The following is an 18,213-nucleotide window of genomic DNA, read 5'->3' on the forward strand; positions in this document are numbered from 1 at the left end:
CTGAGATTATAAAGTGACCATTTGCACGTTACGGTGTCTCTTTTTGTATTCACTCAAACGATTGCTTTGTTATCTTTCCATATGTACCTACATTGTTCTTAACTATAAGATACTGATAATTAAAGGTATTAAGTAAAAGATGGCTGCATTTATCAATAATCGCTGTATTTTGTTTGAATTGCGCCAATTTTAAGTAAATAATACCACCCCGTTTACACGGGGCTTTTTTCTTTCGGAGGCACAATGCTTTACCGTCTAGCCAGAGCTGGCTTTTTTCAATTGGATGCCGAAAAGGCGCATGACCTTGCCATTCAAAATTTCAAACGTTTCACCGGTACACCTCTCGATCTATTCTACCGCCAACAACTTCCACATCGTCCTGTTGAGTGTATGGGATTAACGTTCCGTAATCCTGTCGGCTTGGCCGCGGGGCTCGATAAAAATGGGGAATGCATTGAAGCGTTTGACGCTATGGGGTTTGGATTTGTCGAAGTCGGTACCGTGACGCCACGACCTCAGCCTGGAAATGACAAGCCACGCTTGTTTCGTCTAGTTAATGCCGAGGGCATTATCAATCGTATGGGCTTCAATAATGAAGGCGTTGATTCCCTGATTGAGAATGTAAAAAAAGCCAAATACAGCTGTATCCTTGGGATCAATATTGGCAAAAATAAAGATACGCCGATTGAGAAAGGGGTGGAGGATTACCTCATCTGTATGGATAAAGTGTACGAATACGCTGGCTATATTGCGGTGAATATTTCATCACCTAATACGCCAGGATTGCGCTCTCTACAATATGGTGAAGCGTTGGATGAACTTTTGTCCGCATTGAAACGCAAACAAGAAGAGCTAACAGAAAAGTACAAAAAGTATGTTCCGCTTACACTGAAGATCGCGCCAGATCTTACTGATCAAGAAATTAAGCAAATTTGCCAATCGTTGATCAAAAATAAGATCGATGGCGTGATCGCCACCAACACCACTCTTGATCGCAGTATTGTGGAAGGAATGAAGTACGCCAATGAAGCGGGTGGGCTAAGTGGCCGTCCGCTACAATCACGCAGTACCGAAGTTGTCCGTCTACTTCATCAGGAGTTACAGGGTGACATTCCCATCATCGGTGTTGGTGGTATTGATTCATTTGTCGCCGCAAAAGAGAAAATGATGGCGGGGGCGAATCTGGTTCAGGTTTATTCTGGCTTTATTTATCATGGACCGGGTCTGGTACGCGATATTGTTAAAAATCTGTAACTTACAAGCGATAAGCTACTGACAAATCAAGCCTTATTACGAAAAAAAGAGGAACGTGTTTCCTCTTTTTTTTTGTCTGTTGGTTTGTAGAATCAAAAGTACTGGAAGGTAATTAAGCGTTTACCTCCTTAATTCTGAGCTAACGTGAGAATGGAATAATGCTTAAACCAAGTGATAAATGGAAATGGTATTTCGACAAGTCTTCGGCTTGTTTGATGCTTGATTTGGGGGATACCTACGTCTTCCAAACAAACCTGACCAAGAAACATCTTGTAGATTGTGCATTTTCGCAAAATGAATTCACGGTAGACGATGCCAGTTCATTTCAAACCTTCAAAGAAGGTCTCGCTTATCTAGAGCTCAATGAATACCGCAAGGATGAACTTACGCTGTATTGTGTGGCGGCAAAGCGGTTTCACAAACCCGTTCAACCTAAGAGCTGGTTCTTTGATGCAAGTGGCACAGAGCATCAACCAGCAGAAGGAGAGCTGGTGTTACTGTCAAATAGCTTTAATCGAGGGCTGTTTATTGTTCTAGAAGCGGGGGACCACGCAAGTTTGGTGTGCTCAGTACAACTGACGGGCTTCTTATTAACGGCTGAAAAGTCATTGGCCTACGGTGAAGCAATTAAAGTCATGCACGATCGAATGAGCGTTCCAAATCAAGCCGATTTATGCCTTCCCATGGCTCTTGTTGGATAAAAATTTCCTTTATTTTCGTTCCTATTGTTTGCATTTATCGACCTATAAGGTCGATTTTTTTTGCCCCTCAGTTACGTCGAAATGACAAATCTCTCTTGTTCCTAAATTCTACTGTGTGATTTCGAGCCAATTTTTTCTTCTCGTTTAACCTCCCTAAGTAGGCCTGCCTAGGTCGAATAATCATCAATTATTCCTTGTTTTGCTCTTTCGGTAAGTAAATTACACAACCAGAATTATTTTGGTGTATACCAGAATGGACGTAAATAAGTATTCACTTTGCTTGTGGGCCAATTAATCTGGATAAGAGATGATGTTGACAGTGACCTGAGCCATAACATTTGAAAGAGAATGACCGCTTAGAAGTTGAGCAGTTGTTTGCCACCTGAGTCAGTGGAGGAGAAAACCTTTGAAATACGAGGCATTGAAAAGAATATCAGGTATAATCAGCACCATTTTTAATTGCTAAAGAACGCTATGAACCAATATCTTGCTGTTACCTCAAATGGGTTAGAAAACCTTCTTGCTGAAGAACTGACGAATCTAGGGATCACAGACGCCAAACCCGTACAGGCAGGGGTGAAATTTTCTGCTTCAAATGAGCAGATTTATCGTTGCTGTTTGTGGAGCCGTCTAGCTTCTCGTTTCGTAAGAATCCTTTCTGAGTTTACCTGTCAGGATGATATGGATCTTTATCTGGCAACCGTCGCGATTAACTGGGTAAATCAGTTCCACAGCACGAAAAAGTTCATTGTTGATTTCAACGGAACCAACCGTGAAATAAGAAACAGCCAGTATGGTGCGATGAAAGTGAAAGATGGTGTGGTGGACTGTTTTGAGAAGAAAGGATTGCCTCGCCCGAGTATTAGCAAAGAAAGACCAGACGTGCGTTTGCACGTGAGGCTACACAAAGATAAAGCCATTCTGGGTATTGATATGGTCGGTAGCGGATTACATCAACGCGGCTACCGTCCAGCTTCGGGAAAAGCGCCACTGCGTGAAACACTGGCTGCTGCAATCATCCTTCGTTCTGGCTGGAACCCAACTCAACCACTCATCGATCCCATGTGTGGTTCAGGAACCTTGTTAATTGAAGCGGCAATGATGGCTGCGAACATGGCTCCAGGTGTAAAGCGTGAGAAATGGGTGTTTGAGTGCTTAGAAGATTTTGAACCTGAAGTGTGGGCACAGATAAAATCAGAGGCGAGTGTCACCGCTCGACGTGGTGTCAAAAAAGTTGACGCAAAGTTTTATGGCTTTGATAACGATGAAAAAGTCCTTGGCATTGCACGTGAAAACGCGCGACGTGCAGGTGTGGCTGAGCTGATTGAATTTAAATTGGGTGATGCGGCAACACTGTTACGTCCGCAAGGTTTCGACCATGGCGTGATTGTATCTAACCCTCCATATGGTGAGCGTTTGGGTACAGAGCCAGGCTTAATTGCACTTTACACCGCGTTTGGTGGACAGCTTAAGTCTGAGTTTGGCGGTTGTACTGCCTCCATCTTCTCGAGTTCAGATGAGCTATTAAGCTGCCTGCGTATGCGTGCTGATAAGCAGTTTAGATTGAACAACGGTGCATTACCTTGTCACCAAAAGAACTACACCATAGCGCAAAGAAGCGCCGAACAGATTGAAGGCGCCGATACACCACTTTCCATTGCCCCTGATTTTGCCAATCGATTGAAGAAGAATATCGGCAAAGTGGGCAAGTGGGCAAAGAAAGAACAACTGGATTGCTATCGTATCTATGACGCTGATCTTCCTGAATACAATGTGGCGATTGATATCTATCTCGATCATATTGTGATTCAGGAGTATGCGGCGCCTAAAGACATTCCAGAGGAAAAAGCGAAACGTCGTCTGACGGATATTATTCGTGCCACTATACAGGTGACGGGCATTGAAGCGAACAAAGTCGTGCTTAAGGTGCGTGAAAAACAAAAAGGACGCAATCAATACCAGAAAATGGCTCAAGTCGCACAGACGATGGAAGTCAACGAGTATGGCGTTAAGCTCATTGTGAATCTCTACGATTACCTAGATACGGGTTTGTTTCTTGATCACAAGATCACTCGCCGCCGTCTTGGTGAAATGGCTCAGGGCAAGGATTTCTTGAATCTGTTTGCTTATACAGGGAGTGCGACGGTACATGCAGCCAAAGGTGGTGCTCGTTCTACGACGACCGTCGATATGTCCAAAACCTATCTACAATGGGCAAAAGACAACATGGCGTTAAACGGCTGCGTAGGCAATCAACATAAGTTTGAGCAAGCCGACTGTCTACAGTGGTTAGAGAACGCACAGGGACAATACGACCTCATTTTTATTGACCCACCAACATTTTCCAATTCGAAACGGATGGAAGCTTCTTTCGATGTACAACGTGATCACATCAAACTGATGAAAAACCTAAATCGTCTGCTCAGACCGGGAGGAACGGTTGTTTTCTCCAATAATAAGCGTCACTTCAAAATGGACTTGGAATCGCTTCTAGAACTAGGTTTGAACGCTCAAAATATTTCTTCACAGACGTTACCACTCGATTTTGAACGGAACAAACAGATCCATAACTGCTGGTTGGTAACGCATCAGAACTAATGGTGAATGCATTGGTGATACTCTACAGCACACAAGGCTGCCATCTCTGTGAGATGGCCCTTGAACTCGCAAATCAAGCAGGAATAGGGGATAAACTCGAGATTATCGACATTGCTTTCGATGATGGGTTGTTTTCTCGTTACGGTGTCACTATCCCTGTATTGCATTACCAAGGGGCCGAAATAAACTGGCCTTTTGATCTCAAAGAATTAACTCAATGGTTGGAAGATAATGGCATTACTTACCATTCATAATGGTCAACTGGCATTTGGTGACCATCCTCTGCTCGATAAAGCGGATTTTGCCTTACAAGAAAATGAGAGAGTCTGTTTAGTTGGCCGTAATGGAGCAGGTAAATCGACCTTAATGAAGGTGCTTGCTGGTGAAATCCAAATGGACGACGGCAAGTTTCAGATCACGCAAGATGTGGTGGTATCGCGTCTAGAGCAAGATCCGCCAAGAAATGAATCGGGAACGGTTTATGATTATGTTGCTGGTGGGTTGGCAGAAATCGGTCAGCAGTTAAAGATCTACCATGATCTTTTGGATCTTGTTGCGGTTGACCCAAGTGAGAAAAATATAAACCAGCTTGCCAGAGTGCAAGAACAACTGGATCACGCGAATGCCTGGCGTTTTGACGATCGAGTGAGCCACGTTTTGGCGGCACTTCAGCTTAACGCAGAGACTAAGCTGACCGATTTGTCCGGTGGTTGGCAGCGTAAAGCGGCTCTGGCCAAAGCATTGGTTTGCGATCCAGATGTCTTGCTGCTGGATGAACCGACTAACCATTTAGATGTCACGACGATCGAATGGTTAGAAACGTTTTTAAAAGATTTCCGTGGTTCCATCATCTTTATCTCTCACGACCGTGCCTTTATCAAGGCGATGGCGACACGTATTGTCGATCTTGACCGTGGTAAGCTCGCCTCTTTCCCGGGTGACTACGAAAATTACTTGGTAGAAAAAGAAGAGATGCTTCGTGTTGAAGAGATGCAGAATGCAGAATTCGACAAGAAACTCGCCCAAGAAGAAGTTTGGATTCGTCAAGGAATTAAGGCACGCAGAACCCGTAACGAAGGACGTGTTCGCGCATTAAAAAAACTGCGTGAAGAGCGCCAAAGCCGTGTGGAAGTGCAAGGTAAAGCGAAGATCCAAATTGATGATGCGTCGCGATCGGGTAAGATCGTCTTTGAGGCGAAAAACCTCCATTTTGCCTTTGATGGCAAGACAATCGTTGATGATTTTAGCTTCAATATCATGCGTGGTGATCGCATCGCATTGATTGGTCCCAATGGGTGCGGCAAAAGTACAGTACTAAAATTGTTGCTTGGCCAATTGTTTCCAGAATCAGGGCTACTTCATTGTGGTACTAAGCTTGAAGTTGCTTACTTTGACCAGTACCGCGAGATTTTAGATCCAGAAAAAACCGTTATAGACAATCTGGCCGATGGTAAACAGGAAGTGACGGTTGGTGGGCGTGATAGACATGCATTGAGTTATTTGCAAGATTTTCTCTTTTCGCCCAAGCGTGCCAGAACCCCCGTCAAAGCACTCTCTGGCGGTGAGAAAAACCGGCTCTTGCTCGCGCGTATTTTCCTTAAACCCAACAACTTATTGATTCTTGATGAACCGACCAATGATTTAGATATTGAAACGTTGGAACTTTTGGAAGAATTACTTGCCAATTATCAGGGTACATTGCTTTTGGTTAGCCACGATCGACAATTTGTCGATAACACCGTAACCACAAGTTGGATCTTTGAGGGTGAAGGACGGATTGAAGAGTTTGTCGGCGGTTATCACGACGCGCAGCAACAGCGTTCTCAGGCGATCTTAGCAAGGGAAATTGAGACAAAACAATCTCCTAAAACGAAAGTGGTTGAGGATTCTCCCAAAACAGCGCCAGTAAAGAACACCTCGAAGAAGTTATCGTATAAGCTCCAGAGAGAGTTGGAAGCGCTACCTGCTCGATTGGAACAGCTCGAGACCGACATTGAAGCCTTGCAAGAGAAGGTCAACTCTGCCGATTTCTTCTCGCAGCCTGTAGAGAAAACGCAACCAGTACTCGATAAGTTAACCGCTTTGGAGCAGGAATTAGAAATCGCTTTCGAGAGATGGGAAGAGCTCGAAGCAATGCAACAGGATAGTTAAAAACCAATGAATTGCAGTATGAAATTCAAAATGACGACCGTGGCACTGCTGGTGGGTAGTGCAATGCAGGCCAACGCCGCGCTATACAAAGTTGTGGAAGTTGACCCAGCCCAAAATGGCAGCACTTCTGAGTACAACGAAGCCTATGGTGTTGCCATTCAAGCTGGAAACGTCTATCAGGATAGTGGAAAAACGCTACCGTTTGATAAAGGCTGCTTTGACAATGCTGCCGCTTGTGGTGATGAGCAGTTTAAACTGGCTTTGGAGACGAGAATATCTGTCGATGGGGTTAGTTATCGTGAAGAAGTGCCATTTGCCATGGATCCTGCGTTCAGTTATATCCAAGATTACGATGATTTCAGAACGTATTGTTTTCGCGAATTACGTTACTCAACTTGTGATACCTGGGCTTCTGTTCACTGGGCGCCATGGTCAAAAGAGCTGAGTAAAGACTATACATCGAACGCGCTAGCCTTTGTTGAAGGGGCTCCTAATGCTTACAATAATAAATACAATAACGTTATCAATAGCTTGACTGAAGCTGGCTTACCAGTAGGCAATCAGAGTGTGGTAAAAGCGGATCAAACGGCTCTAGAAACTCGCAATACCGTCGTTGCTCCTGTTGCACCAAATGGGGATTTCTATCAGTCTCGCGCTTGGAAAGCAGACGGCTCCTACACTGCCGGAAGTATTGCCACATCTGCGACGAATGACTATGGTTCTCACCACACTTCCAAAGCAGCAATTTGGGACAAAAATGGCCATGTTAGCCAAATTGCTTGGCCTCAAGGTGGGGATAGAGATGGAAACCGTCTCGCGCAAGGTAGCATGAGAGATTTTGCCCTTTCAGGTGACGGTAAAACCATCTACGGGGTGGGTTACAACACCTTTTCTGATGACAACTACCTCAATGCCAGTGTCTTTGTAGGAACTATCGATGATAGCGCTTTTGATAAAACGACTTGGGAAACGAAAGTGGTGAGTGGCGCACAGATGAAAATTGGTAGCGACATTATTCATAGCAATTCTGTTGTGACCAATGTCAATGGCAAATTTGTCGCTGTCGGTGATGCCAAGCGCTCTGGTTCAAAACCCTCAGAAGGAGCGGCGGCTAATCGATTGTTTTTAATCGAAGATGTCACAGCAGACTCTATTTCGGCGACCTTTTTAACTTCGTTGGATAACCTATTCTTCTCAGGTGCTGGTGGCAAAATGGGCGGGATCAATAATTACAACGAGATTGTTGGTCAAGTCGATGCTGAAGACACCCGTGAAATTGATGGTAAAGAGCGGAGAAAGCGCGGTTTTATCTTTCCATATGGTGGAGCAGGAGCGAATCAAGAGCGACGTGCTATCTTCAACGACAAAGCGTGGTTTTTGGATGATCTCACCAATGGCAGTAATGCGCCGACTAGCAATAATCAATATAGAATTGTGGATGCATCGGATATTAATGATGCGGGCGTGATTTCTGCTACTGCGATTAAGTGTGATGGAGGTTATGATTCTGCGTCACACAACGCTTACTGTGGTGGTGGCAGCAAAGATGAAACGATTGTGGCCGTAAAATTAGTTCCAATTGCTGGTGCGACATCAGCAGACATCGAAGCGAGACCTGTCGATAAAGCGGCGGCAGAGCGCAAAGGTGCTGGCCTTGGTTGGCTTTCTTTGACATTGTTGGCATTTTTTGGTTTCCGCAGAAAATAGACTGATTTTTAAACTAAGCACAGGCTCACATTTTTGACTCTGTGCTTTTTTTATACCTTGAGAAATGTTCGTAAGTGATCGATTCTTAATTGTGGAGTCATAAAAACTCCATCAAACTTTCATAGTAGTACGTTAGATATAATGGACCGTATGAGGTAAAAATTATGAAGAGACAAAAGCGTGATCGCCTAGATCGAGCACAATCCCAAGGCTACAAGGCTGGCTTAAACGGTAGGTCTCAGGAGGAGTGTCCTTATCAGCAGATGGATGCTCGCTCGTATTGGTTAGGTGGTTGGCGTGATGCCAGAAGTGACAAACACTCTGGTCTCTATAAATGATGTCCACATACAACTAGAAGGATTTGTAAGAGAGGCTCACTTGTTAGTGAGCCTTTTCTTTTGCTGATAATAAATATCAATTTGGCGCACTATAACTAAATGATTTGATACCAAAATAAGCAGCCCAAAATAGGGCCGCTACAAAATCAGTGAAACTAAAATGCAGAGGTATCTTGGAACAAACCGACTTTCAGATTTTTTGCGACATAAATTTCTTTGCCATCAACAAGAACACGGCCATCAGCTAAGCCCATGACCAATTTGCGGTTTACGACACGCTTCATATGAATTTCGTAAGTGACTTTTTTAGCTGTTGGCAGGATTTGCCCGGTAAACTTCACTTCACCCACACCCAATGCACGGCCTTTACCTTGGCCACCAACCCAACCAAGAAAGAAGCCAACAAGTTGCCACATTGCGTCCAAACCTAAGCAGCCTGGCATTACAGGGTCACCAGGAAAGTGGCAATCAAAGAACCATAAATCCGGTTTGATGTCCAACTCAGCTAAGATAAGACCTTTGCCAAAATCGCCCTCTGTCTCTGACATTTTGGTCACGCGGTCCATCATAAGCATATTTGGTGCAGGGAGCTGCGGATAACCAGGACCAAAAAGCTCGCCCTGGCTAGATGCCAACAGATCTTCTCGGGTATATGATTCACGTTTGTTTTGCATTGTCTGTATACTCCAATTTTTGACCAAGGCATCTTAGTGAACGCGTGTACGCTAAACAACTCCGATGAGTACTAGACAAACCAGTTTTTAATACGTTCAACAACGCCTTGAGGATGGTCATGTTTAGCAAAATTCTCAATGCGCTCAGCAATCATACTTAGCACACTGTCTTCTTCGCCACGAAATGGTTTTCCCATAATCAGCGGAATAACTTCATCAATAGAAGATACAGCCCAAATATGAAATTCTTCCGCTTTAATGCTCTCAACGACCTCTTTATGCAATGCAAGATGTTTTAAGTTCGTTTCTGGAAGAATAACGCCTTGTTCACCTGTAAAACCTTGATGTTTACAAACTTGGTAGAAGCCTTCAATTTTTTCATTCAGTCCGCCAACAGCTTGAACGCGACCAAACTGGTCTACCGCTCCTGTGACTGCGATTTGCTGGTCAATTGGCTGCTCGGAAAGTGCGCTTACCAAACAACAGAGTTCAGCTAGAGAGGCACTGTCACCATCGACTTCACTGTAGGACTGCTCAAATACAATCGAAGCGGAGTAGGGTAATGGTTCGTCAAGTCGCAGCGCACTACCTAAAAACGCTTGCATGATCATCATGCCTTTGGCGTGTAGATTGCCTCCAAGTTCCGCTTTACGTTCGACATCAGAAACATCACCATCGCCAAAATGTATAACGCATGAAATACGTGCCGGCTCGCCGTAAGAAACGGGGTGCCCTGTAACATCAATAACGGTTAGCCCATTAATCTGTCCGATCTGCTCGCCCGTGGTTTCAATAATCACCTGTCCATCAAGAATATCATCAATAGCACGATGAGGAAGATAGGATTCTCTAAACTGCTTCTCTTCAATCGCTCGATCCATATTTTCCCCAGTTATGAGGTAGTTATCCGATTCAATTGCCGCAAGAGAAAGTATGTTGCGTAGCCAAAGTGGAGACAGGGGCAGGTAATGTTGATCTTCCGTCTCTCTCACACCGGCTGTAAGCAAACGTAAAAGTGCATCTTGATCAAAAGAGGGTAACTCATATCTATTGCATAACCACTTTAAATAGCCGATGTAAGGAGTAAGGTTGTCATCATCAAGATGAAAATCTTCCTCCAACTCAGTGTACATTGAAAGCAAAGAAAGCAGATCTTCATCAAGATAGTCCAGCTCTGCTAGTTGGTTTCTGTCACCAGTGATCACCATTTTGCTTTGATAAACAACAGGTTCAACTTGTGGGGAAAACCATTCGGCTTTTAACGGTTTCGGTAAAACTGGCTCACCAAGCATCGCTGCTTTGATTTTTGGCCAAAGCAGCGGATTAGTTAGAATCAAATTGGCAGAAACAATCAGAATGCCGTTTTCTACTTGTGAGAGTTGGCCCGTTAACATCTCTATTTGTCCGTTTTTATCGAGCCTATAAGTATCAAACAATTGATCTATCGCCAAGGATTCGGTCGATAACACGTTATGATTAGATATCGTTTCTTGTAGCGCTTCTTTGATAAGACCTCTGAATACAGAATTGTCGCCACAGTTGATAAGTAAGAAGCGATGCATTCCAGAGGAAATCGTAAAGGCTTCAAGTGCCGAAGCGGCTCTGGGTTGCAGCTCTAAGTAGTCTGTCTGCTCAATGTTGTGGAGCTCGGAAAGGACATGGCGAAAATGGTCGAATTGAGGCGTTACGAGTTGCCAGTTAACTTGGTTCATCTACATTCTTTATCAACGGGAATTGCAGCGGAGTATATCAGAATCATGAAATTCTGCAGGTAAATTGCCACGAGCATGCCGACGATAAAGAAAAAGGTTGATCTGACTCTACTTGGCATCTTCTCTAGCTTGAGAACTGACGTGGCTTGAGTTACGCTGTCACTACAAACGTGCTGGGATGGAAGAGATGAAATATCAACAGTTAGAGAATTTAGAATGTGGCTGGAAGTGGCAATATCTAGTTAATAAATGGAAGGATGGAGAAGCGATTACCCGTCACATCGATTTGAGTGAAGCGGATGCCGCAGTGGCTGAGCTTCGAAGGTTTGAGCATCAACCTACGCAAGTAATAGAGTGGATTGAACGTCATATGGCTCTCGATCTAGATAAAAAGCTTAAGCAGGCCATTCGTGCCAAACGTAAACGTCATTTCAACGCAGAACAGATTCACACAAAGAAAAAGTCGATAGATCTCGATTATCGCGTGTGGGAGAAGCTTTCATTTCGTGCAAATGAATTGGGATGCACTTTATCTGATGCGATTGAATATTTGCTGAGTGAAGCTTCGCGCAGCGAGAAAGCCAGTGCTGCGGTTACCAGCTTAAAAGAAGACTTAAGTAAACTGCTATCAGACTAAACCAAGGAGGGCGTTATGCTTTATGTTATCGTGATTGCAGCGGTGTTAATCTTTTGGTTAGTCGCCATCGACAGGCCTGTCTTGAAAATTAGCTTTAGGCAAGGGCATATCAATGCTGTTAAAGGAAATATGCCTCCATCATTTCGCCATAATTTACAAGAGATTGGTGAGAAAACGCCCTTTGATGGTGAGCTAAAAGTCTACAGCCAACGTGCGGGAATGAAGTTGGTCTTTAGCGACCAAGTTCCGAAAAAAATTCAACAGCGCATTAGAAATGTCTTCCCACACCAGGGATTTAGAGCAAGCAAAGGGAAAAAGCACGCCTGACAAACATCTCAATTTCATCGTTATTTCGACTCACGCGAGAGGCGAAAACAATCATATTCAAATTAAAGGAGTGACACGCTATCGTTGGACTTTTCTTCAATAAGGAAAACTCATGCGATACAGTGTCACACTTTTGCTTGCGATTTGTTTAGCTTTTCCATCATCTGCTGACGATTCCGCAAGGAATCCTGTTGCGGCAAAAATTAAAAAACAATTGCAAACTAAAGTAAATAAACAGTTCCACTCCTACGAAGGGTACTGTGACTTAGTCATTTACCTAGAGCACACAGAAAAGCATGCCATCGTGAAGCGAGTCTCTGGTATAGGTGATCAAAAGGTATGCTCTGCAGGTAAAGCGCTTCTAAAAATAGGTTCTAGTTATCGTTACCGCAACGCGGAAAGCATGCTTGTGATTCACCTAAGTACATTACATTGAATGCGTTACTATTTTCTTTGTAACTTCCAGTCACAATATTCGGAACTAAAATCACATAAAAATCCCAAGTGATGCGGTTATGTAATAAAATTAGGTATATCAAATAAAGTTCAAGGGAGAGTGTTTTGCTTTTAGCGAATAGACGATATACCAAAGAAGCGGTAGACATTGCAGAGCTGGTCGCCAATGAAGTTGAAGTGAGGCATGCCAAATGGTTGGTGAGTATTAAATATTTGCTCGATCAGTCTAATGTTGACAGCTTGCTCAGTTTGCAAGGTCGCTACTGCGATGATGTCATCTTTTCCGAAAATGAGCGGATCACTCGTAATCAACGTATTTTACTTGAGTGTGAGCAAGCCAGAGTTAAGGAGAAGCGAGAAAGGGTACAAGATCGCCAAAATACCCTCAAAAGAGTCGTTGCGGATGTAAGCCGTCATACCGAGCATCTTCTAGTTAAAAAGCTGCTTAGTAATCCCATAGATAAGCTGTTTAACGGAATTCCGCACTTTGATCATCTGGCGTCTTTTGCTTACTCACCATCTTTGAGCTTCAGCAAATTGAGCACACTAACCACGTTGAGCCATCAACTAAGCTCAAGTGTGGTGGATTTAGTCTCTAACCCAAAATTCTGCGAACGCATAGGGAAGACTGCTAAAGGGGTTAGCGATGCAAAAGTCGCAATAGGTCAAATTGGCATCGAAAATTGCCGATTACTTTTACCGGTACTGATGGCAAGGCCGATGCTCAAATGGTCTGATGCGAACACTAAGTTAATCGCACCAAAAATGTGGCAGCATATGATAGTCACCGCGAATGTTACTCGAATGCGTTTGTCTGACGCTGGCTTCAAAGAACCTGATGTTGGGATACTTCTTGGAGTACTAAGAACCGTTGGACAGTTTTTAATTGCTAATCATTTTACGCATACGTTCGAAGATGCGTTAGTCGAAACGATGATTAAGTATCGTGAACAGGACAAACGCGAAGAGTACTATGCTTGTGCAGAAGTGATGGCGAATATATCTTTTCTACCAAAAGTAATTCACGAACTTGAAGCTCAGTTGTCGCAACGCGTTTTAGACTCATTAGATTGGTCACCCAATTCAATGTTTGTTAAAACTGCTGTGCAGGAAGACTTAGATAAGGTACCTGTCGAGCATAGAAGTATCGCCGGAGCGGCTTTAGCTCAAGCTCATGCGTATTCCGTTTATGACGGTCTGAACCAGAGCAATGTCTTTGTGGAGAAGCACAAACCATATTGGTTTGCTCGTGTACAGATGCCAGGATCTGCACTAAAAGAAATCCAAGCCCGTATCCCTGGACGTCTCATACTGTCTAAATAGTTCGCATCTTATCAAGTTAAGGAGTTTGAAACGCTGACAGAACTCCTATATAAAAAAGTTTAACGGGCTAGGTTTAACCGGTATTTCAATGACTTGCGGTGTATTGGCGTTGCTAATAAGTGACCCTGTAATGTCACTATCACAGTGCGCATTATTAGTGCTTATGTTAAGTGTTGAATATATCATCAATGCATATGAGACTTCCGGTTTTCGGAGTTTCATTGATGAAGTATTACGAAATGACAAAAAACTTTGTTTTTCGTGAATTTGAATGCGGCTTAACGGTAGAACAAACCGCTAAACTTTGTTTTAAAAGTGTGAGACAGGTCAAGGAGTGGGATAAGGGTAAAACCATCCCCAATGAATGCAAACGGCTTATGAGAATGGTTAAAGGGCGAGAGCTTTCCCAGTGCAAAACATGGGAGTCATTCAAAATGCATCATGACCGCTTAGAGCTGCCGACAGGTAGAAAAGTAACCGCACAGGAAGTGTTAGCAGGTATCGCACTACTCGAGATAGAGAGTCCAACCGATTTAAAAACTATGTCAAAACTACTGAAATATGCGAGATTAGTTGGAAAAATAATGTATATTCAAAAAAATAGGTCGTGATAAAGGCTCCGAAAGGAGCCTTTCCTCTAACGTAAATAGTCTTTATTCAAGATACTATTTTCAATTATGGATTTTATTTGTTCTAAAAGATTTAATACTTCGTCATGAAATGACATGAAAGTTCCATGCGATATATTTTTGTACTCACCGTGTGCAATATGATTACGCGCATCGACAAGACTATTTATTACCTCTCCTTTAGATTCAAATCCGTGATGATTTAAATCCACATTGAACATAATTTCTTTAAATACATCATATCGGAGATTTGACTTTGTGTTAATTATATTCTTCTTAGGGATATTTGAGCGCGCATTTACCTTTAGCATCATTAACTCTAGAAATTTAACTTTTTTACGAATATCACTTGAGTCGAACTCATTGATTGAGTTGGTAAGAGAAAGAGCAACAAATGGAATTGTCAATTTCTCATGACTCAATTGAAGTTCAGAAATATATCTCAAATAAAGAGACATACATGTCTTTACATAGCCTTCCCAATGAGCATAAATGAAGGGTATACCAGCACGCAACATCACACGTTGTATATCAGTTTGAGCATCAGGTATTTTACCCGTATAAAGAATAATTTCGCGCCTACGCCAACTAAACTCCTCATCAATTCTGTTAAAAAAATCATCTTCAGTTAGTCTTGCCACATTAATTACCTGCGAAATGAAGAGGAGCAGCTTTTAGAAATTTAGGAACACGAGTTTTTATATTGGAGCCAGAACCTGTATAAGATAGGAAATTTTCATTTGTGAATACACTACGCATCTTTTCAAGCAAGTTTTCATTATTGAGTGTGGACAAGTTCTTGCACACACCGATTGTAATGAATTCATAGGTAGACTCCTGGAAACCACCAGAATATTTACCTTCAGTGTATTTTCTAAATGAATTTTCGTTCGAAACACTGTCGATAAGATGAAATACCTCTAAGAACTCTTGCTCAATACGATCAAACTTAGGTTCTTCTGATGAACATAATTGTTTAGATACGTAATCTAAAAAATCAGAAACATGAACTCGAGAATCAAAATTAAAATAGTTTAAACCGATAAATCTAAGAGCAAGCTCCATATTGTAATTTTCTCTAATTAGTCGTTCACTAATATTAAGAGAACGAAGGAACTCAGCATTATTTGATAGTGTCTGGAATCGTTCGTAAATCGGTTTGTTCATCATAACCATTACAGAATTACGAACTTCTTGTGGAGTAGCGAAAGAACCTCCAGTATTCAGTCGTTCAAAAACATCGAATTTTGCGTCCGAATCAGAGTCGTTAAGTATGATAGATAAGTTTATTTTAGATCGCTTAAAATCTAATTTTTGTTTGGTTGATAAAACGAAGGGGTCATCCTCTTCGCCATCCCATTTAATCCCCCGTAGATGAGGTAAATAATTTGTTTCCGTTAACTGCATACATTCCTCTGACTTATGAATACCCATAAACTGAAGAATGGTACTTAGACGTTGTAAACCGTCGACGACTTCCCAAACACCATCATTATTTTGGTAAACAAAAATTGGAGGAACAGGAATTCCTAACAAAATTGACTCAATCAATTTTGATTTTTGCAAATCAGTCCAGCGGAAGTTCCGTTGAAAGTCAGGGTTTATCAAAACTTCGTTGTTAGTATACATATTTGCAAATTCGCCGATAGACATGGGATAAGAGTCTGTCTTAAAGACTTTTCTCTTATTCTCTACTTCGACTGCAAGTTTCTCACTGCTCATAATTTAGCCTTATTTTTAAGTTAAGTAGTTGCTTTATATAGTAAACAAAAAGTAGCATGTTAACCACAATATCTATTGTCAGGAAGTAGTTGGTTTAATGGAAAACTATCTTGGCTCATGACTAATACACTAGACTGATAGATCTCGTCTCTCTTAAGATTGCGGAAAACTACCTGTAAGGTCGGTTAATTCTAGCTAACAACATCCAACAATTCTGGCCAAATGAAGTAGGGACCAAACCGTTTACTGTATTTGAACTCGCCGCCTTGCTCTTTGCCAGTGTCAGTTAACGTGTGTTTACCATTCTCAAAAGATAAATAGCCTTTAACCACACATAGTTGCAAGAAGTCGTCAGTTTTAATTTTATGTTTTTTGGCTAGTGCTGAAGAAGTCACTTTAGCTTGGCCATCCGTTGAGGTTGGGGCTTTATCTTGCTCTGTATCTACCGAATCGGTAGGAACTTTTTCTAGAGATATCCTAACTTCATCACTAATGCGAATAATGCGCTGTGCTTCTTCATAAGAATCTTTGTAGAGCTCGCTGTCTGAATCACGGTCAATGTAGATACCCATTTCATTGTTGTTCACTTGACTGAACTCATAGAGATTTAGACTTGTGATGATGCAAGAGCTTTCATTAATGTAGCATTTCGCGTGCAGATTCTTGCAAAAACTCGTGCGAACAAAAGAGAGGCCTTTCAGCCAGTTGATCTCATCGGGTTGTAGTTCGCTTTTGCCATACACGATTCTGATATCGATTTTAAGACGGTCTTTGTCTTCGAGAAGCTCTCTTATTCTATCGTTTAGCTTTAAAAACGGGCTAATCAGAATCAGTCGCTCTGATGCATTCTTTATCAGCTCTTCGAGATAGTAGTTTGTTGCGCTTGTATTTAAAAACTTAGCCATTTCATACCCTTGAAATATAAAACCTAGCGCATACACGCTACGACCAATACGGATTCAAATCAAGCGTTCCGAATCAGAAAGCAGATGCAGGCTTAATAATTCGTGCTTATATACATTAGGGCTACTCGCTTCGCTCAAACACTGGCGCGCTTCGCTTGCAGGAAGAAGAACAAGAAGAAAGTAAGAAGATACGGGGTGAGACTTTCACCCCGTATTACTATACGGGGTTCCCCAAATGGCTTGCTCGACACTCGCAAAGCCATCAAAAGCCGTATAGAGACACTGGCAAATGCTGTGCGTTTATCGAGTGTGGCGACATTTTAGAGGTCTAGCAAGGCGAGGGCGGGCGCATGCCAAATGAGAACAGCCGCTAACCGCGCCAATCGGCCAAACGTGATCACATGAGTTCAGAGAGTGGCTTGGTGCTTCGCTTGCACTACGTGCATTGCTTATCCCTGCGGGGCTTGGTGCGGCGTGCGCTTTAAATACAAATAAGCGCTCAATGAGCGCGTTCACTTATTTTTGTTGCAAATGTTAAATATTGAATATAAAGCGATTTGAGAGGAAAGTGGCAAACCCTTTATATTAGCAAATGGTTTATTTAAAATTCAATGATGAGCCTTCAAGAGATTATTTTAATTTGTCAATATGTAATCCAATTGCAACTTAAAATATATTTTTGTGAGCTGTATTTTAATATTAAAATGTCAATTCTTGACATGTATTTTTGTTATAATATTTCGCTATTAGTGTTTTTCATTTAGATATAATGAAATAAGAATATAGAGTAACAGGGAAATTTAAAAAGGTTAAGGATTGGTTGCGCTTCTCCTCCTCCTCAGTCTTCGTCGTCGTCCGATGCTCACCAGGCTAAGTGATTGATTTAATTGGTCGGTTGAGGGGATTTTTGCTTACGCTGACGGCGCTTGTATTGCAGTAACCAAAAACGAAAGCAGCTACTTAATACATCATAGATAAGTAACCCCGCGATAACGGCGGTCACGTTGTAGAAGTATGCCGCCTCGATAATGGTGGCTAAGTCGTCAGGGGAAATCACTAATTGTGCCATGCTGTCACCT

The 18,213-nt window shown here is 42.4% G+C and carries 19 protein-coding genes; 13 read left to right on the forward strand and 6 right to left on the reverse strand.

Going from position 1 to position 18,213, the window contains the following annotated elements:
* Nucleotides 1-243: 243 nt before the first annotated feature.
* The 7 genes from pyrD (at nt 244) to rmf (ending at nt 8,749) form a co-directional block, all read left to right on the forward strand.
* Nucleotides 244-1,254, forward strand: a complete 1,011-nt coding sequence (gene pyrD / locus I3X05_RS07460; RefSeq protein WP_045570351.1) for a quinone-dependent dihydroorotate dehydrogenase — start codon at nt 244-246, stop codon at nt 1,252-1,254.
* A 158-nt stretch (nt 1,255-1,412) separates the two neighbouring features.
* Nucleotides 1,413-1,955 (forward strand): cell division protein ZapC, encoded by a 543-nt coding sequence (locus tag I3X05_RS07465; protein ID WP_193157434.1) that lies wholly within the window; start codon nt 1,413-1,415, stop codon nt 1,953-1,955.
* A 474-nt stretch (nt 1,956-2,429) separates the two neighbouring features.
* On the forward strand, nt 2,430-4,553 hold the full coding sequence (gene rlmKL, locus I3X05_RS07470) for a bifunctional 23S rRNA (guanine(2069)-N(7))-methyltransferase RlmK/23S rRNA (guanine(2445)-N(2))-methyltransferase RlmL (protein WP_193157436.1): 2,124 nt from the start codon (nt 2,430-2,432) through the stop codon (nt 4,551-4,553).
* A gap of 11 nt (nt 4,554-4,564) precedes the next feature.
* The gene (locus I3X05_RS07475) at nt 4,565-4,807 is read left to right on the forward strand and encodes a glutaredoxin family protein (protein ID WP_039445271.1); all 243 of its coding nucleotides are present in this window, start codon (nt 4,565-4,567) and stop codon (nt 4,805-4,807) included.
* Complete coding sequence (locus I3X05_RS07480; protein ID WP_045570348.1) at nt 4,785-6,704, forward strand: ABC transporter ATP-binding protein; 1,920 nt, start codon at nt 4,785-4,787, stop codon at nt 6,702-6,704. Before I3X05_RS07475 ends, I3X05_RS07480 begins: the two co-directional genes overlap by 23 nt.
* A gap of 6 nt (nt 6,705-6,710) precedes the next feature.
* Complete coding sequence (locus I3X05_RS07485; protein WP_337971113.1) at nt 6,711-8,411, forward strand: DUF3466 family protein; 1,701 nt, start codon at nt 6,711-6,713, stop codon at nt 8,409-8,411.
* Between the two features lie 164 nt (nt 8,412-8,575).
* Nucleotides 8,576-8,749 (forward strand): ribosome modulation factor, encoded by a 174-nt coding sequence (rmf, locus tag I3X05_RS07490; protein WP_082069670.1) that lies wholly within the window; start codon nt 8,576-8,578, stop codon nt 8,747-8,749.
* A gap of 155 nt (nt 8,750-8,904) precedes the next feature.
* Here the strand turns inward: rmf and fabA are convergent, their stop codons facing one another.
* Both fabA and I3X05_RS07500 read right to left on the reverse strand, forming a co-directional pair.
* Nucleotides 8,905-9,423, reverse strand: coding sequence for a bifunctional 3-hydroxydecanoyl-ACP dehydratase/trans-2-decenoyl-ACP isomerase (fabA, locus tag I3X05_RS07495; RefSeq protein ID WP_193157439.1), 519 nt, complete (start codon nt 9,421-9,423; stop codon nt 8,905-8,907).
* A 71-nt stretch (nt 9,424-9,494) separates the two neighbouring features.
* A complete protein-coding gene (locus tag I3X05_RS07500) occupies nt 9,495-11,135 on the reverse strand; it encodes a S16 family serine protease (RefSeq protein ID WP_193157440.1) in 1,641 nt (546 codons plus the stop codon).
* Nucleotides 11,136-11,322: 187 nt separating this feature from the next.
* Here I3X05_RS07500 and matP point away from each other — a divergent pair, with 187 nt between their 5' ends.
* The 6 genes from matP (at nt 11,323) to I3X05_RS07530 (ending at nt 14,489) form a co-directional block, all read left to right on the forward strand.
* Nucleotides 11,323-11,772 carry a macrodomain Ter protein MatP gene (gene matP / locus I3X05_RS07505; RefSeq protein ID WP_045570345.1) on the forward strand — a complete coding sequence of 150 codons (450 nt, stop codon included), beginning with the start codon at nt 11,323-11,325 and terminating at the stop codon, nt 11,770-11,772.
* A 15-nt stretch (nt 11,773-11,787) separates the two neighbouring features.
* Nucleotides 11,788-12,099 (forward strand): DUF3634 family protein, encoded by a 312-nt coding sequence (locus I3X05_RS07510; RefSeq protein WP_045570344.1) that lies wholly within the window; start codon nt 11,788-11,790, stop codon nt 12,097-12,099.
* A 112-nt stretch (nt 12,100-12,211) separates the two neighbouring features.
* Nucleotides 12,212-12,535: a hypothetical protein gene (locus I3X05_RS07515; RefSeq protein ID WP_045570343.1), complete on the forward strand. Its 324-nt coding sequence runs from the start codon at nt 12,212-12,214 to the stop codon at nt 12,533-12,535.
* A gap of 125 nt (nt 12,536-12,660) precedes the next feature.
* On the forward strand, nt 12,661-13,878 hold the full coding sequence (locus tag I3X05_RS07520; protein WP_193157441.1) for an HDOD domain-containing protein: 1,218 nt from the start codon (nt 12,661-12,663) through the stop codon (nt 13,876-13,878).
* Nucleotides 13,879-13,966: 88 nt separating this feature from the next.
* On the forward strand, nt 13,967-14,143 hold the full coding sequence (locus tag I3X05_RS07525; protein ID WP_193157442.1) for a hypothetical protein: 177 nt from the start codon (nt 13,967-13,969) through the stop codon (nt 14,141-14,143).
* The gene (locus tag I3X05_RS07530; RefSeq protein WP_193157443.1) at nt 14,103-14,489 is read left to right on the forward strand and encodes a phage protein; all 387 of its coding nucleotides are present in this window, start codon (nt 14,103-14,105) and stop codon (nt 14,487-14,489) included. Before I3X05_RS07525 ends, I3X05_RS07530 begins: the two co-directional genes overlap by 41 nt.
* Before the next feature lie 26 nt (nt 14,490-14,515).
* Here the strand turns inward: I3X05_RS07530 and I3X05_RS07535 are convergent, their stop codons facing one another.
* The 4 genes from I3X05_RS07535 to I3X05_RS07550 all read right to left on the reverse strand — a co-directional run bounded on the left by I3X05_RS07535 (nt 14,516) and on the right by I3X05_RS07550 (nt 18,203).
* Nucleotides 14,516-15,148 carry an MAE_28990/MAE_18760 family HEPN-like nuclease gene (locus tag I3X05_RS07535; RefSeq protein ID WP_337971114.1) on the reverse strand — a complete coding sequence of 211 codons (633 nt, stop codon included), beginning with the start codon at nt 15,146-15,148 and terminating at the stop codon, nt 14,516-14,518.
* 1 nt (nt 15,149) lies between these two features.
* Entirely contained in the window at nt 15,150-16,229 is a 1,080-nt protein-coding gene (locus tag I3X05_RS07540) for a DUF262 domain-containing protein (protein ID WP_337971115.1), read from the reverse strand.
* A gap of 191 nt (nt 16,230-16,420) precedes the next feature.
* On the reverse strand, nt 16,421-17,134 hold the full coding sequence (locus I3X05_RS07545) for a phospholipase D family protein (RefSeq protein ID WP_193157970.1): 714 nt from the start codon (nt 17,132-17,134) through the stop codon (nt 16,421-16,423).
* A gap of 883 nt (nt 17,135-18,017) precedes the next feature.
* A complete protein-coding gene (locus tag I3X05_RS07550) occupies nt 18,018-18,203 on the reverse strand; it encodes a hypothetical protein (protein ID WP_337971116.1) in 186 nt (61 codons plus the stop codon).
* Nucleotides 18,204-18,213 lie beyond the last annotated feature (10 nt).

It is taken from the genome of Vibrio navarrensis, from assembly GCF_015767675.1.
GTDB lineage: Bacteria > Pseudomonadota > Gammaproteobacteria > Enterobacterales > Vibrionaceae > Vibrio.